This window comes from Aeromicrobium ginsengisoli (genome assembly GCF_004134905.2).
GTDB lineage: Bacteria > Actinomycetota > Actinomycetes > Propionibacteriales > Nocardioidaceae > Aeromicrobium > Aeromicrobium ginsengisoli.
In genome coordinates, this window is the sequence record NZ_SDPQ02000002.1 from 322,450 (window position 1) to 337,868 (window position 15,419).

The 15,419-nt window shown below is 69.2% G+C and carries 14 protein-coding genes; 8 read left to right on the forward strand and 6 right to left on the reverse strand.

Annotated features, from left to right (window positions below; genetic code table 11):
* The first annotated feature begins 7 nt into the window (after nt 1–7).
* The 6 genes from ESP70_RS08425 to ESP70_RS08450 all read left to right on the forward strand — a co-directional run bounded on the left by ESP70_RS08425 (nt 8) and on the right by ESP70_RS08450 (nt 7,895).
* Entirely contained in the window at nt 8–1,579 is a 1,572-nt protein-coding gene (locus ESP70_RS08425) for a succinic semialdehyde dehydrogenase (RefSeq protein WP_188110556.1), read from the forward strand.
* Nucleotides 1,572–3,290, forward strand: coding sequence for a GMC oxidoreductase (locus tag ESP70_RS08430; RefSeq protein WP_149688852.1), 1,719 nt, complete (start codon nt 1,572–1,574; stop codon nt 3,288–3,290). The genes ESP70_RS08425 and ESP70_RS08430 overlap by 8 nt, the downstream gene beginning before the upstream one ends.
* A 63-nt stretch (nt 3,291–3,353) precedes the next feature.
* Nucleotides 3,354–4,154, forward strand: a complete 801-nt coding sequence (locus ESP70_RS08435) for a hypothetical protein (RefSeq protein ID WP_149688853.1) — start codon at nt 3,354–3,356, stop codon at nt 4,152–4,154.
* A gap of 213 nt (nt 4,155–4,367) precedes the next feature.
* A complete protein-coding gene (gene guaA / locus ESP70_RS08440) occupies nt 4,368–5,936 on the forward strand; it encodes a glutamine-hydrolyzing GMP synthase (protein WP_149688854.1) in 1,569 nt (522 codons plus the stop codon).
* Nucleotides 5,937–5,985: 49 nt separating this feature from the next.
* Complete coding sequence (locus ESP70_RS08445; RefSeq protein ID WP_149688855.1) at nt 5,986–6,627, forward strand: hypothetical protein; 642 nt, start codon at nt 5,986–5,988, stop codon at nt 6,625–6,627.
* A gap of 80 nt (nt 6,628–6,707) precedes the next feature.
* Nucleotides 6,708–7,895, forward strand: a complete 1,188-nt coding sequence (locus tag ESP70_RS08450; protein ID WP_149688856.1) for an NAD(P)/FAD-dependent oxidoreductase — start codon at nt 6,708–6,710, stop codon at nt 7,893–7,895.
* A 12-nt stretch (nt 7,896–7,907) separates the two neighbouring features.
* On the opposite strand, the gene ESP70_RS08455 is transcribed toward ESP70_RS08450, so the two are convergent.
* Together ESP70_RS08455 and ESP70_RS08460 are read right to left on the reverse strand one after the other, a co-directional pair.
* Complete coding sequence (locus ESP70_RS08455; protein WP_149688857.1) at nt 7,908–9,008, reverse strand: carboxylate-amine ligase; 1,101 nt, start codon at nt 9,006–9,008, stop codon at nt 7,908–7,910.
* A complete protein-coding gene (locus ESP70_RS08460) occupies nt 9,005–9,556 on the reverse strand; it encodes a hemerythrin domain-containing protein (protein ID WP_149688858.1) in 552 nt (183 codons plus the stop codon). Before ESP70_RS08460 ends, ESP70_RS08455 begins: the two co-directional genes overlap by 4 nt.
* A 128-nt stretch (nt 9,557–9,684) precedes the next feature.
* Between ESP70_RS08460 and ESP70_RS08465 the strand changes: the two genes are divergently transcribed.
* Entirely contained in the window at nt 9,685–10,161 is a 477-nt protein-coding gene (locus ESP70_RS08465) for an SRPBCC family protein (protein WP_149688859.1), read from the forward strand.
* Between the two features lie 19 nt (nt 10,162–10,180).
* Here the strand turns inward: ESP70_RS08465 and ESP70_RS08470 are convergent, their stop codons facing one another.
* Nucleotides 10,181–11,011 (reverse strand): hypothetical protein, encoded by an 831-nt coding sequence (locus ESP70_RS08470; RefSeq protein WP_149688860.1) that lies wholly within the window; start codon nt 11,009–11,011, stop codon nt 10,181–10,183.
* Between the two features lie 70 nt (nt 11,012–11,081).
* Here ESP70_RS08470 and ESP70_RS08475 point away from each other — a divergent pair, with 70 nt between their 5' ends.
* On the forward strand, nt 11,082–12,560 hold the full coding sequence (locus ESP70_RS08475; protein WP_149688861.1) for an FAD-dependent oxidoreductase: 1,479 nt from the start codon (nt 11,082–11,084) through the stop codon (nt 12,558–12,560).
* Here ESP70_RS08475 and ESP70_RS08480 read toward each other — a convergent pair.
* The 3 genes from ESP70_RS08480 to nhaA all read right to left on the reverse strand — a co-directional run bounded on the left by ESP70_RS08480 (nt 12,557) and on the right by nhaA (nt 15,307).
* Entirely contained in the window at nt 12,557–12,766 is a 210-nt protein-coding gene (locus ESP70_RS08480; RefSeq protein WP_149688862.1) for a CDGSH iron-sulfur domain-containing protein, read from the reverse strand. The two genes, ESP70_RS08475 and ESP70_RS08480, sit on opposite strands and share 4 nt — an antisense overlap.
* Nucleotides 12,763–13,707 (reverse strand): iron-containing redox enzyme family protein, encoded by a 945-nt coding sequence (locus ESP70_RS08485; protein ID WP_149688863.1) that lies wholly within the window; start codon nt 13,705–13,707, stop codon nt 12,763–12,765. The genes ESP70_RS08480 and ESP70_RS08485 overlap by 4 nt, the downstream gene beginning before the upstream one ends.
* Before the next feature lie 340 nt (nt 13,708–14,047).
* Nucleotides 14,048–15,307 carry a Na+/H+ antiporter NhaA gene (gene nhaA, locus ESP70_RS08490; protein WP_149688864.1) on the reverse strand — a complete coding sequence of 420 codons (1,260 nt, stop codon included), beginning with the start codon at nt 15,305–15,307 and terminating at the stop codon, nt 14,048–14,050.
* Nucleotides 15,308–15,419: the final 112 nt, after the last annotated feature.

Below are 15,419 nucleotides of genomic sequence, written 5' to 3' on the forward strand. Positions count from 1 at the left end.
TCAGGGTATGACCGCGCTCGACTCACCCTCCATGACCAGGTCGCCCGTCACTCCGGCGCGCGCCGCGGAGCTGACGAGTCTCATCCGTACGACCTCGGGTGAGAGCCGGACGACCCACTCCCCGCTCACGGGTGACCCGGTCGCCGAGATCCCCGTGTCGAGCATCGCGGACGTCGACGCGGCCTTCGCGAGCGCGCGGGTGGCGCAGGAGGCCTGGGCCCAGACATCGTTGCGGTCGCGCAAGAAGGCGCTGCTGCGGCTGCACGACCTCGTGCTGGAGCACCAGGACGAGCTGCTCGACCTGATCCAGGTCGAGTCCGGCAAGAGCCGCGCTCACGCGTTCGACGAGGTCGCCCACCTGGCCCTGACGGCGCGCTTCTATGCTCGCCGGCTCACGAAGCAGATCGGGAGACGCCACCGCAACGGCGCCCTGCCCGGCCTGACGTCGATCTCGGTCAACCAGGTGCCCAAGGGTGTCGTCGGCATCATCAGCCCGTGTAACTATCCGCTCACGATGGCGATATCCGACGGAATCCCCGCGATCGCCGCGGGCAACGCCGTGGTGCACAAGCCCGACAGCCAGAGCCCCCTGATCGCCCTCGCCGGCGTCGAGCTGATGCGCAAGGCCGGGATCCCTGCCGACGTGTGGCAGGTCGTCAGTGGTGCCGGGTCCGTCGTCGGCACCGCGATCATCGAGCGCGCCGACTACGTGTGCTTCACCGGCTCGACCGCGACCGGCAAGCTCATCGCCCAGCAGGCCGCGGCCCGGCTGATCAGCTGCTCGCTCGAGCTCGGCGGCAAGAACCCCATGATCGTGCTGCCGAGCGCCGACATCGACAAAGCCGCCGCCGGCGCCGTCCAGGCGTGCTTCTCGTCCGCCGGCCAGCTCTGCGTCTCGATCGAGCGCCTGTACGTACCGGAGTCCCGCTTCGAGGAGTTCAAGGCTGCGTTCGTGTCCCGGGTCGAGCACCTCGCGCTCGGTGCCGCTCTGGACTGGGACGCCGACATCGGCTCTCTCGTCTCGCAGGCCCAGCTCGACACCGTGACGGACCACGTCAAGGACGCGGTCGCGCACGGGGCCAGCGTCCTGGTCGGCGGCAAACCCCGCCCCGACCTCGGACCGTACTTCTACGAGCCGACCCTCCTCGAGGGCGTCACCCCCGAAGCCGAGTGCTTCGCGGGGGAGACGTTCGGACCGCTCGTATCGCTCTATCCCTACTCGACGGTCGACGAGGCGGTCGCGCTCGCCAACCAGGGTGAGTACGGCCTCAACGCCAGCATCTGGGGCAAGCCGCGAGAGGCGCGCGCCATCGCGCCGCGCATCAAGGCCGGCACGATCAACATCAACGAGGGCTTCTCGGCGACGTTCGGCAGCGTCGACGCCCCGATGGGCGGCATGCGCCAGTCGGGGCTGGGCCGCCGGCAGGGTGCCGAGGGCATCCTGCGCTACACCGAGCCGCAGGCCGTCGGCGTGCAGCGCGGCTTCCCGGTCGCCGGACCGTCGTTCCTGCGGCCGCGGACGTACGCCAAGGTGCTGACTGCTGGACTGAGGATCCTGAGGAGGACCCCGCGTGCCTGATCATGGATACGACCACGACCACGACCACGACTACGACGTCATCGTCATCGGCTCGGGCTTCGGCGGGAGCGTCTCGGCGCTGCGGCTGACCGAGAAGGGCTACAAGGTCGCCGTGCTCGAGGCCGGCAAGCGCTTCGAGGACAAGGACTTCGCCAAGAGCTCGTGGCGACTCCGCAAGTTCCTCTGGCTGCCGCAGCTCGGCTGCTACGGCATCCAGCGCATCGACAAGCTCAAGGACGTCCTCATCCTGTCGGGCGCCGGCGTCGGTGGCGGCTCGCTCGTCTACGCCAACACGCTCTACGAACCGCTCGACCCGTTCTACAAGGATCCGGCGTGGGGCCACATCACGGACTGGAAGGCCGAGCTGGCGCCCTACTACGACCAGGCCAAGCGCATGCTCGGCGTCTCGGTCTATCCGATCGAGACCGCGGCGGACACGATCATCAAGCAGGTCGCCGAGGACATGGGCGTCGGTGGCACGTTCCACCACACCCCGGTCGGGGTGTTCTTCGGCGCGGATGCCGGCGAGACCGTCGCCGATCCCTACTTCGGCGGCGCCGGCCCTGATCGCGCGGGGTGCAAGCACTGCGGCGAGTGCATGACCGGCTGCCGCCACAACGCCAAGAACACGCTGGTCAAGAACTACCTCTATCTCGCCGAGAAGGGCGGTGCCGAGGTTCATCCGCTCACGACGGTCACCTCCGTCACGCCGCTCGCCGGCGGTGGCTACGAGGTCGAGACGCGTCGCACCAACAAGCGGTTCCGCCCGCACCGCAAGATCACGGCCCAGCAGGTCATCTTCTCGGCCAGCACGATGGGCACGCAGAAGCTGCTGCACAAGATGAAGGACCGCGGCGCGCTGCCGCAGGTGTCCGACCGGCTCGGGCTGTTGACGCGTACCAACTCCGAGGCGCTGCTCGGCGCGATCGCCAACGGCCGCGACGTCGACTACAGCCACGGTGCCGCCATCACGTCGTCGTTCCACCCCGACGAGCACACGCACGTCGAGCCGGTGCGGTACGGCAAGGGCTCCAACGCGATGTCGCTGATGCAGACCGTGCTGACCGACGGCAGCACCAGCACGCCGCGCTGGCGCGTGTGGCTCAAGGAGATGTGGCGGCAGAAGGCCAGCATCTTCAAGCTGTACGACCTGCGCCACTGGTCGGAGCGCACCGTCATCGCGCTGGTCATGCAGACGCACGACAACTCCATCACGACGTACACCAAGCGCGGCATCACCGGCCGACGCAAGCTGACCTCGAAGCAGGGCCACGGTGCGCCCAACCCCTCGTTCATCCCGCCGGCGCACGAGGCGGTGCAGCGGATGGCCGAGCACATGGACGGTACGCCCGGCGGCACGATCGGCGAGCCGTTCAACGTGCCGCTCACGGCGCACTTCATGGGCGGCTGCGCGATCGGCGACTCTCCCGAGACCGGTGTCATCGACCCCTACCAGCGGCTGTTCGGTCACGAGGGCCTCCACGTCGTCGACGGCTCGGCGATCAGCGCCAACCTCGGCGTCAACCCCTCGCTGACAATCACGGCGCAGGCCGAGCGCGCGATCTCCTACTGGCCCAACAAGGGCGAGGAGGACGTGCGACCGGCCGTCGGCGAGGCGTACCGCAAGATCCAGCCCGTGCCGCCCAAGAACCCCGTCGTACCGGCGGATGCCCCGGCCGCCCTGCACCTCCCGATCATCGGCGTCTCGTAGGGGCTGGCGCCGGAGTCAAGGCGCTGACAGAGTGTCCCAATGCGTATGGCGGCAGCAGGCTTGGTGGGCCGTCTGGTAGTGGGCACGATCGTCCTGGCGGCGTTGGTCTCGTGCGGTGACGCCACCGGTCCGACGGCGACCCCCACGCCATTTCAAGGCACGCAGCCTGCAGGCACGTACGAGGCCGAAGCCAGCGCCGTGGCTCGTCCTGAACGAAGCATGCTCCGACTGACCACCAAGGACGTGGCCGTCGGCTGCAGCACGGCACCACGAGCGACTGTCGTGGTCGAGATCGATCCCGCAGAGGCCCGAGATTTTGTCTACGTGAACCTCACTCAGCACATCGTGGCGCCCTCGGGGAACGAGACCTGCCTCGAGCAGGGAACTCGACAGCTCACGGTGGACCTCGGCGCGCGAGGGAGCAAGGCGTCCCAAGTCGTCGTCAACAACCAAGCCTGGGGTGCCAAGGACCAGTTGGGCGAGCTCCAGAAGTGCGAAGCACCCTTCGGCTGCTCAGGGCCACCGACCGATCATTGCGACCAGCAGTGGATCGACCAGCTGCTCTCCGGAGTGGAGGTCGCGCCCGAACGGCAGACGAAAACCGTGGCGTGCGACGGGACGTGGCTCATCCTGGACGTCGATGCCGTGATCTCAGGCTGCGAGGGTCGTGACGGAGCGGCCCCACCGAGCGGGTGCGCAGGCAAGGGGACGCACGCTCGTTGGTTCGCCCGGTTCAGCGAGGAGGATCCGATCGGTTGGGATGTGGTCGCGTCAGGCGACGAGGCGGGATGCGCCGTGCCGGACGCCGAGCACCTCGACGTCCCTCGAGCGCTGTGTCGCGACCTCCCGGGCCGGGAGCAGTAGGCAGCTGAATCCGCGCCCGGGGACGAGCCAGCACTCGGAAAGGTCCCGGAATGCACAGAGCCCGACCGGGAGGGAGCTCACGGGTCGGGCCCTGTTGTGCCACGAGGAGCAGCACATGATCTAACGGGAGGGAGTGTTGTTAGATCCACCCTGTAAAACGACCGCGGTGACACGGGGTTACGACGTTCTTCACATTATTTTCAGGCCGATAGGATGGGCCGCGTGGCCCCTGATCATGACCTTGTTCTCGTCGTCGACTTCGGGGCTCAATACGCCCAGCTGATAGCCCGCAGGGTGCGTGAGGCGAGGGTCTATTCCGAGATCGTGCCGCACACCATGCCGATCGACGAGATGCTCGCCAAGCAGCCCGCCGCGATCATCCTCTCCGGCGGCCCCTCATCGGTCTACGAAGCAGGCGCTCCGCAGCTCGATGCGACCCTGTTCGACGCCGAGGTGCCCGTGTTCGGCATCTGCTACGGCTTCATGGCCATGGCACAGGCGCTCGGCGGCAGCGTCGCGCACACCGGGCAGCGGGAGTACGGGCGCACGGCCGTCAGTGTCATCGATTCCGGCACCTTGCTCGCGGGCCTGCCCACGACCCTCACCTCCTGGATGTCGCACGGCGACGAGGTCGTCGCGGCGCCCGAGGGCTTCCTCGTCAACGCCAACTCGCCGCGCGCCACGGTCGCCGCGTTCGAGCACACCGAGCGCAAGCTCGCCGGCGTGCAGTGGCACCCCGAGGTGCTGCACAGTGAGCACGGCCAGCGTGTCCTCGAGGCATTCCTGGTCGACATCGCCGGTTGCCGGCAGACCTGGACCAGCAGCAACATCGTCGAGGAGCAGGTCGAGCTGATCCGTCAGCAGGTCGGTGACGCCCGCGTCATCTCGGCGCTCTCCGGCGGCGTCGACTCGGCCGTCTCGACGGCACTGGTGCAGCGCGCGATCGGTGACCAGCTGACCGCGGTGTTCGTCGACCACGGGCTGCTCCGTGAGGGCGAGGCCGAGCAGGTCGAGAAGGACTACGTCGAGGCGACGGGTGTCGACCTCAAGGTCGTCGACGCACGGGACCAGTTCCTCGGCTTCCTGGCTGGCGTCTCCGACCCCGAGGAGAAGCGCAAGATCATCGGCCGCGAGTTCATCCGGGTCTTCGAGGCCGCCGAGCGCGAGGTGCTGGCGACACCCGGCACCCCGGTGAAGTTCCTCGTGCAGGGCACGCTCTACCCCGATGTCGTCGAGTCCGGCGGTGGTGCGGGAGCGTCCAACATCAAGAGCCACCACAACGTCGGCGGCCTGCCCGAGGACCTCGAGTTCAGCCTCATCGAACCGCTGCGCACGCTGTTCAAGGACGAGGTACGTGACGTGGGTCGCCAGCTCGGCATCCCCGAGGCGATCGTCGGTCGTCACCCGTTCCCCGGACCGGGCCTCGCGATCCGCATCGTCGGCGCGGTCGACGCCGATCGTCTCCGCATCCTGCGCCGGGCCGACGCGATCGTCCGCGAGGAGACCACGGCGGCCGGCCTCGACGGCGAGATCTGGCAGTTCCCGGTCGTGCTGCTGGCCGACGTCCGCTCGGTCGGCGTGCAGGGCGACGGTCGAACGTACGGGCACCCGATCGTGCTGCGGCCCGTGTCGAGCGAGGACGCCATGACCGCCGACTGGAGCCGCCTCCCGTACGACGTGCTGGAGCGCATCTCGACGCGCATCACCAACGAGGTCGACGAGGTCAACCGCGTCGTGCTCGACATCACGAGCAAGCCCCCCGGCACGATCGAGTGGGAGTGAGACCACCCGTCTTGTTAGGGTCGTCTGAGTCGATCGAAGGGGAACACCTGTGAGCCAGACCGCCTCCCAGCGGCAGAAGAGGGTACTCCTTGCCCTGTTCGCGGTCGGTGTCCTCGCCGTCGTGGCCTTTGCCGGATGGCGCTTGATGGGCGACGACGGCAAGGCCGAGCCGCTCGCGGTCGGCAGCGACTCGACCACGACGACCTCGACGACGGCTCCGCCGACCACGACGCCGACGCCCAGCAAGAAGCCGACGGCGACCCCCAAGTGCGAGGGCCCCAAGACCCAGTTCAACGTCGAGGGCACCGAGCAGGACAGCCTGCTGCCCGACTGCGGCACCAAGCCGGTGTCGCACGCGCAGGAGAAGAAGTCCGGGCTGAGCCTCGCCTGCGGCGGTTCCTATCCAGTGATCCTCTACAAGACCACCACGACCGACGCCAAGACGTCGATCTGCGGCAAGGACTCCTCCGGCGAGTCGTTCCGGTTCGTCACCCAGCCGAGTGGAGGCGCCGTCATCGACCTCCCCGGCAGCTATGACCCCCAGCTCGACGCGTTCGTCGCCAAGAAGGACGGCACGTCCTACACCGTGCTCGGTGTCGACGGGACCCTGCTGATCAAGAAGAACGGCACGACGACCACGCAGAAGTCGTCGGACTGGATCTCGCTCGACAACGAGTCGGACTACGACTGATCGACGGCTGATCGTGCTGGACTGTCACACCTGATCTGGGTGTCCCGTCTGAGGGGCAAGCACCCGAGAAGGAGAGTCCCATGAAAGACAGTTCAGCACGTCATCGAATCGTGGTTCTGGGCGGCGGCTACACCGGAGTGATGGCCGCCATCCGAGTGGCGCGGCGTACGCGCCGGCACGGTGGTCAGGTGACCCTGGTCAATCCGACCGCGCGCTTCAACGAGCGCCTACGGATGCACCAGCAGGCGACCGCGCAGGAGATGGCTCACGTCGACATCCCGACGCTCGTGCAAGGCCTCGACATCGAGTTCGTGCAGGCATGGGCAACAGGCATCGATCCCAAGCACAACGGTGTGACGCTCGCGACCGACCACGGCGTCGCGTCGCTGGACTACGACACCCTGGTCTACGCGATCGGCAGCTCGACACCGGTCGACGTCGTGCCGGGTGCAGACCTGCATGCCCACACCCTCAACGATCCGGAGTCCGCGGCGAAGCTTGCGAGGACCCTGACCGAGATGCCTGACGGTGGCACCGTCGTCGTGGGTGGCAACGGGCTGACCGGGGTCGAAGCGGCAACCGAGATCGCTGAGTCGTTCCCTTCGCTCCGAGTCGTCCTGCTGGGGCGCGCCGAGCCTGCGCCGAAGATGAACGCGAAGGCACGGGCGTACGTTCTCGGTGCGCTCGAGCGTCTGGGCATCGAGAGTCGTACCGGAGTGGAGATCACCAAGGTCCTCCCGGACGCGGTGGAGCTGGCCGGCGGCGAGCTGATCGCGTCGGACGCGACCCTGTGGACCACGGGGTTCATGGCGCCGGCGCTGGCGGCCGACGCCGGGATCGAGGTCGATGCCCAGCGGCGCATCGTCGTCGATCCGCAGCTCCAATCGGTCTCCCACCCGTCGATCCTGGCCATCGGCGATGCCGCTGCGATCCGACGTCCGTGGGGAGTCATCCACGGCACCTGCCAGAGCGGCATGCCTTCAGGGGCTCATGCTGCCGACACCATCGGGCGGCTGCTGCGTGGCAAGGCGCCCAAACCGTTCCGGTTCGGCTACATCCACCAGCCGGTCAGCCTCGGTCGCCACGACGCAGTCGTGCAGTTCACCAAGGCCGACGACTCGCCGGGACGGTTCCATCTCACCGGCGCGGCTGCCGTCACGTACAAGGAGACGGTGACGGGAAGCCCGACCACGACATACGGCCTCTCGCGTCGCTGGGTGATCCCCATCGCGTTCCTGGCACGAAAGGGTCCCCGGCAGGCCGGCTAGGAGGGTCTCCGGTCACGCGTCGAACGGGGCCCGGGTCCGGCGGATCACGTCGTCGACGACGGCGGTGAGGTCGCCAGACTGTGCCGCGACTGCGCGCTGACGCTCCGAGCCGGTGCCGTCGGCCAGCAGGCGGCGTATGCCGTCGTCGACCAGCACCTCAGACCCGTGCTCCTCGAGCACGGGTCTGAGGTGGTCGAGCAGCACCCCCAGCGCCTGGTCGGCCGGGACCACGGCCCGCGAGACCGGATCCATCAGCGACTCCGTGAGCCCGTTGCGGCGCGAACGCCAACGGGCTCCCCTCAGCAGGTCGACCCGCCAGGGCGGCGCGATGTCACCACGCTGGCGGGCGCGGGCCGCGGTCTCGACCAGGGCGCGTGCCACCTCGGCGATGAGCACGGTGTCGTCGAGGTCGGTGCACGCATCGGCGACCCTGATCTCGATCGTCGGGAAGTTGCGGGACAGCCGGGCGTCGAAGTACAGCATCCCCTCGTCGAGCGCGGCGCCCGACGCGATCAGCTCGCGGGCGACCTGCTGATAGCCACCGACGTCCACGAACGGCTCGACGGGTCCGGCGCTCGGCCAGCCGTCGTAGAGCTGGCGCCGCCAGCTGGCGTAGCCGGTGTCCTCACCGCGGTAGAAGGGCGAGTTGGACGACAACGCCGAGACCAGTGGCAGCCACGGCTGGATGTCGTCGATGATCCTGACCGCCTCGGCCTCGTCGACGGACACGTGCACGTGCGTGCCGCACACCAGCCCGGCCTGGCCGAGCACCTTGCCGGACGTCTCGAGCATCGTGACGTAGCGGTGCTTGGGCGTTGTGCGACCATCCTCGTGCGGCAGGATCGGGGTGGCCACTGCGGCGAGAGCGGCGCCGACGGCTTCGGCCGACTCTGCCGCGAGCCGCCGCTCCTCGACGAGGTCGAACCGCAACGCTGCCGGATCGGTGTGCGGACGGGTGCGGATCTCCAGCTGTTGGAGGAAAAGCTCCTGGTCGAGATCGTCCTCGGCCGCCCGGGTCGAGTGGACCGCAGCGTCCGAGACCGGTACGAGCTGCCGGGTGCGGGCATCGATCAGGAACATCTCCTCCTCGACGCCCACCTCACGCACGGTCATGGACCTTCTGAGTCGTCCAGGAGTCCCTCGGCGCGCGCCTCCTGCACGATGCGGCGGACGTTGTCGAGGTTGCCGCAGTCATTGTCGATCTGCCGGTTGCGCTCGGTGGCGAACTTCGCGCCGAGCTCCAGCCGGGTCGACTCGCCGACGTCCTCGCGAGCGGGGTTGAGGATCGTCAGCTCCTCCTCGGTCAGGTGGTGGTTGACGAGCTCGGCGAGCTTCTCGAGCGCGTCCTCGAACTTCTGGGTGTCGGTGCCCGAGCACTCCAACAGGGCGAGCAGGGCCTCGTTGCCCTCGGCGTGCTCCTCCGCGCCGTGGTCGACCTCCTCGGCGTCGACGGAGGTCTTGCGGCGCAGCGCCGGGTAGACGTACTTCTCCTCGGCCTCGGCATGCGCCACGTGCAGTGCCGAGAACGCCGCCCGTACGCGCTCTCGGTCGCTCTCGGAGTTGCGCAGGTCGCGGAGCAGGGCTTCGAACCGGCGGTGGTCCTCGATGATCAGGTCGATCACGTCGCCCGATTCGGGCCGGCCCAGGTCAATCATCGTCATGCCGGGCATCTACCCCGGCGGCCATGGGGTCAATCCTGCGCACGGCCTCAGGGGCCATGCCGCCGTTTGCCGACGTGGGGCGGTGGGTAGGGCAGACAGATGAACCCGATCCTCGAGCAGGCCCTTCGATGAGCGTCAACACGCGCCTCATCGCCGCGACTCCGGACGACGTGTGGAACGTTCTCGCCGACGGCTGGCTCTACCCGTTGTGGGTGGTCGGTGCGACCCGAATGCGCGACGTCGACGCCACGTGGCCCGACAAGGGCAGCCGCATCCACCACTCGGTCGGGGTCTGGCCGTTGCTGATCGACGACCACACCGAGGTGCTGGAGGTCGTGCCCGGCCGGTCGATCACCCTCAAGGCGCGGGCGTGGCCGATCGGCGAGGCCAAGGTCGACATCCGGCTCAGCGACGTCGGCGCGCAGACCGAGGTCGTCATCACCGAGGACGCCATCGCGGGCCCGGGCGTGCTGGTGCCGGAGCCGTTCAAGGGGCTCAGCCTGAAGTGGCGCAACACCGAGACCCTGCGACGGCTCGCCTTCGTGGTCGAGGGCCGCCACAAAGCACGCAGGTCCGCGCCTCGGCGCGAGACCGAGGAGAGCTGACCCGCAGGCCACACCGGCTTCAGCGCAGGCGGTCGAGGTCGGCCTCGGCGTCCTCCAGCTCGCGTTGCCACTCGCGCTCGGCCTGCTCTGCGCGATCGGCAGCCTTGTCGGCCTTGTCGAGCGCCTGCTCGGTCTCCGACACCTCGCGCTCGATCGCCTTGGCCCTCTTGCGCAGCTCGAGGAGCTCCTCCTGCAGGGCGTCGCGGTCCTCCACGAGCGACTCCAGCTCGTCTGCCGCCGCCTTGGCCTTGCGCCGGGCCTTGTCGGCCTTGGCCTCGGCCACCTCGAGGCGTTTGCGCTCCAGCTGGGTAGGCCCCTGCTTGACCTTCTTGGTGCGCGGTCGTGCCCCTTCGGGCGGGATGGCCACGACGTCGGTCAGGTCGACGGGCTCGAACGGGTTGGCCGCGAACGTGGCCACGAGCAGCCCGTCCTGCACCGCGTTGGCGGCATCCGGGTCGGTCATCGCGGCGCGAAGGGTCTCCTCGACGCCGGCCGCGGCCTGCGCGCTCAGCGTGCCGCCGGATGCCCTGACGAGCTCGGCGGCCTCGTCGAGGGCCTGCCTCGTGAGGTCACGCCGGGCACGGTCGAGCAGCCGCGTACGCGATCCGTCGGCGTCGGCCTGGGCGTCGCGCAGTTGCTCGCCGAGCTCGACGACCTCCTCCAGCAGGTCGGCCCGCTCGCGAGCCAGCGCGTTGACCGCCCACGCGGCGGCGCTGGGCTTGCGCAGCGCCTTGACCGCCTGAGCCAGCTCCTTGTCGCCGGCATCGTCGGCGGCGTCCTTGCGGGCGGCGATGAACTCCGACAGCGGCCGGGCGTAGAGCTCCTGGGCGATGGATCGCAGGTCGGCCATGCCTCCAGCGTAGGACCGGTCGGCCCGCCCCGCGGGTTTGTCGCGCTCACCCCGCGGGTACGTCCGCGGCATGACCTCACTGTGGCTCGATCGTCCCGGCCTGCCCGCGAGCGACCCGCTTCCCGTCGGCGAGCGACTCGACGACCTCGTGATCGGCGCGGGACTGACCGGCCTGACGACCGCCCTGCTGCTGGCCCGCGCCGGTCGCCGGGTCGCGGTCATCGAGGCGCGGACCGTCGGGGCCGTGACGACCGGCAACACGACGGCGAAGCTCTCGCTGCTGCAGGGCACCAAGCTGTCGTCGATCCTGCGCAAGCAGTCCCATGCCGTCGCTCAGGCGTACGTCGACGCCAACCTGGAGGGGCAGCAGTGGCTCGTCCGGTTCTGCGCCGACCACGACGTGCCGGTCCAGACCCGCGACGCGATCACGTACGCCGCGGAGATCCACCAGGTCGAGGAGGCACGCAACGAGCACGACGCGGCCCGCTCGCTTGGCCTCGACGTGCGGTGGCACGACCAGCTCGACCTGCCGTTCACCAACCATGGTGGAGCGGTGCTGGCGGACCAGTACCAGTTCGACCCCCTCGACGTCCTCACGGCGCTCGCGAGCCAGGTCCGCGAGCACGGCGGCACGATCCATGAGGGGCACCGGGTCGTGAGTGCGTCCAAGACGGGACTCCCGACGGTGCACCTCGACGACGGCACCGAGCTGACCGCGAGCGAGGTCATCCTCGCGACCGGCACGCCGATCCTCGATCGCGGCCTCTACTTCGCCAAGCTCGAGCCCTTGCGCTCGTACGCTCTGGCGTTCGACTTCGCGACCACCCCGATGCCCATGAGCCTGTCGGCCGGCCAGCCCTCGCGCTCGATCCGCGACGTGCCGCGCGCCGACGGCACGACCAAGCTCATGATCGGCGGAAGCGGCCACACGGTCGGCCGCACGCGCTCGGAGGCGAGCCACGTCGACGAGCTGCGGGAGTGGACCGCGAGGTACTTCCCGGGCGCCGCCGAGACCCACGTGTGGTCGGCGCAGGACTACCAGTCGCACGACGGCATCCCGTACGTCGGCGCGTTGCCGCGTGGTGGCGGCCGGTTCCACGTCGCGACGGGGTTCGACAAGTGGGGGATGACCAACGCCGTCGCCGCGGCCCGCAACCTCACCGCTTCGCTGCTGGGCGAGCCGGTGTCGTGGTCCAAGCCGATGGCGCGGCGCATCACGCGGCCGCAGGGTGCGGCGAAGATCGCCGAGCTCAACCTCTCGGTGGGTGCCTATCTTGCGAAGGGTCTCGTGACGGCCGAGCTGAAGGACGTGCCGGACAGTCCGCCAGAAGGCGCGGGTGTGGTCGGCCGCGACGGTCTCTTGCCCACCGGCGTCTCGACGGTCGACGGGCAGACGTGTGCGGTCCGCGCCCTCTGCACGCACCTCGGCGGCGTCCTGAAGTGGAACGACCAGGAGAAGAGCTGGGACTGCCCATTGCATGGCTCGAGGTTCACGCCCGACGGCGAGGTGCTCGAAGGGCCGGCGACCCGGCCATTGCGTACGTCCTAAGGCCGGTCGCGGGCGGGGAGCACCTTGTGGGTGCCGTCGCACCACGGCTGGTCGGCGGACTTGCCGCACCGGCACACGGCGCTGACCGGCCGCCTGGTCTCGTGAGCGACCCCGTCGGCGTCCTCGACGACGTGGTCACCCCGCAGCAGCAAGGGGCCACCGGGACAGATGATGACATCCGGGTGCTCGAACCCGTGCTCAGTCATGCGGCCTCCCACTCGCCGAGCATGCGCTGGGCGTAGCGGTCCTCGAGGTCGAGGCACGTGAACGCACCGAACACGACGTCGTCCACGAGGTGCGGCTCGTCGGCGACGAGGGCACCGCAGATCGTACGGACGGCCAGCTGCTCGTGCACCGCATCGGCCTCGACGTGTTCCTCGTAGTAGGCGATCATCTCCTGCGGGAGCTCCAGCCGGGCCAGCCCTTGGGCCATGCGGCGTGACGGCAACGAGCTCGTCGCCTCGAACGCCGCGAGGTGCCCCAGCGACGCCGCCCGGAGCCGGCGGTGCAAGCCGAACAGCGACATCGCGTTGTTGAGCTCGAGGATCTCGACCGGCACGTCGTCGATGTACGCGTAAGGGTCGGCCCGCAGCCCGGAGGCCTCGAGCCCCAGCGCGAACAGGTGCGCGTGCAGCCGGTTGGGGTCGCCGCCGCCGAACTCGTCGTACTGCAGCTCGATCAGCGCCGCCTTGGGCGCCGTCGGCAGGCGAGGCACGGTCCAGGCGACCGGGTCGGACTCCTTGAGGTGATAGATCGAGCGGTGCCGCAGCAGCTCGAGCACCTGCTCACGATCGGCCGTGCGCTGCACGTACGCCGCGAGGGACGGCCCGTCATGGTCGGCGACGTAGGCGAACAGGCCCTCCGCGAAGGGCTCGTCGAGGGTCGTCGCGGTGTGGCGAGACCGCAGCCCGGCCTCGAAGTCCCGCTCGAGGAGGCGCCGGAGTCCCAGCACGTCGGGATCCCACTCCAGCTCGTCGTCGACGTCCTCGAAGCCGGCGTAGTGCAGCTCGTACATCGCCCAGAGTGCAATGTGCGCGTCGTCCTGGTCCGTCGGCCGAAGGTGCAGGCTCCCGACCTCGCCGGTCTCCGAGCGCAGGGCCTCGAACAGTGCCTCGCTCAGCTCGCCGCGTGCCTTAGGGAGCAGCATCGTGATCCTTGTCGTTGTCGAGGTCCTGCCACTCGCCCCTGCAGTCGACGAACCCGCGCGGAGGGAGCTCCGACGGGTCGGGACGCGGTAGCGCCGGAAGCGGTGTGAGGAGGTGTGCGGTGCTCATGTCGCGGCCCACGTACCCCCGGCCTGCGCTGGTGAAACGCGAGCGTGGCGGCATCGGGTCGGAGGCCCGGGTCGACGATCTCCTGCAATTGCAGGAGAGTCGATGTGCACAGCGTTACCCACAGAATGTGTACATAGTTCTTTCGGACTAGACAGGTAGTCACTTGTGACGTGGGTCACAGGATGAGACGGCGGTCCGCATCCTGACGCGCGCTCACTGAAAGACGTCGGGGATGCCGTCGCCGTCGTCGTCCCGACCCTCACGAGCGGCGATCTCCCGATAGACGCGATTGCGGGCGCGGAGGATCAGCGCGGCGCCGACGGCCGAGACCAAGGAGCCCACCAGCACGCCGGTCTTGACGTGCTCGTCCGTCGCACTGCCCACGCCGTACGCCAGCTCGCCGATCAACAGCGAGACCGTGAACCCGACGCCGGCGAGCATCGCGAGGCCGAGGACGTCGAGCCACTCGAGGTCGTCGTCGAGCTCGGCGCGGGTGAACGTTGCGACGAGCCAGGTCGCGCCGAAGACGCCGATGGTCTTGCCCAGGAACAGGCCGGCGATGATCCCGAGCGTGATGGGCTCGCTCAGGGCGTCGGTGAGGCCTGACCAACCGTCGATCGCCACGCCGGCGCTGAAGAACGCGAACACCGGCACCGCGACGGCTGACGACAACGGCCGGAACCGGTGCTCGAAGTGCTCGGCGAGACCTGTGCCGTTGCTGCCGTCGCGCCGGAGGACCGGCACGGCGAAACCGAGCAGGACGCCGGCGACCGTGGCGTGGACCCCCGAGGCGTGCACCAGGCCCCACACGAGTGCGGCGAGCGGCAGCAGGAGCCACCACGAACGTACGCGGCGTTGCACCAGGATCGTGAAGGCCGCGAGCGGGATCGCGGCGAGCAGCAGGTACTCGACGTGCAGGGTCTTGGTGTAGACCACGGCGATGATGATGATCGCCAACAGGTCGTCGACGACCGCAAGCGTCAGCAGGAACGTCCGCAGGCCCGACGGCAGGTGACTGCTGATCACGGCGAGGACGGCGAGGGCGAACGCGATGTCGGTCGCGGTCGGGATGGCCCAGCCGTCGAGCGAGCCGCCGAGGTTGACGAGCACGAAGATCAACGCGGGGACCGCCATGCCGCCGACGGCGGCCACGACCGGGAGCACCGCACGACTGGGCTCGCGGAGGTCTCCGGCGACGAATTCCCGCTTGAGCTCGAGCCCGGCGACGAAGAAGAAGATCGCGAGCAGCCCGTCCGAGGCCCATTGACCGAACGTGAGGTGCAGGTGCAGCGAGTCGGGGCCGAAAGCGGTGTCCCGCAGCGAGGCATAACCGTCACCGACGTTGGCGGCGACGATGGCCACGAGGGTCGCGCCCAGCAGCAGCGCCCCGCCGAGCGTCTCCTGCCGCAGGATGTCGGCGATGCGCGAGGCCTCGGGCCACGATCCGCGCCGGAACAACCTGGACTGAGCCACCCCGTCACCCTATCGACGTACCCGATCCCCGCTGGGCCTGACGTTTCTGTCGCCCCTGCGCGGCGAGTCGCGACAGAAACGTCAGTCTCAGCGGGCAGCCTCCCGTGCGAGT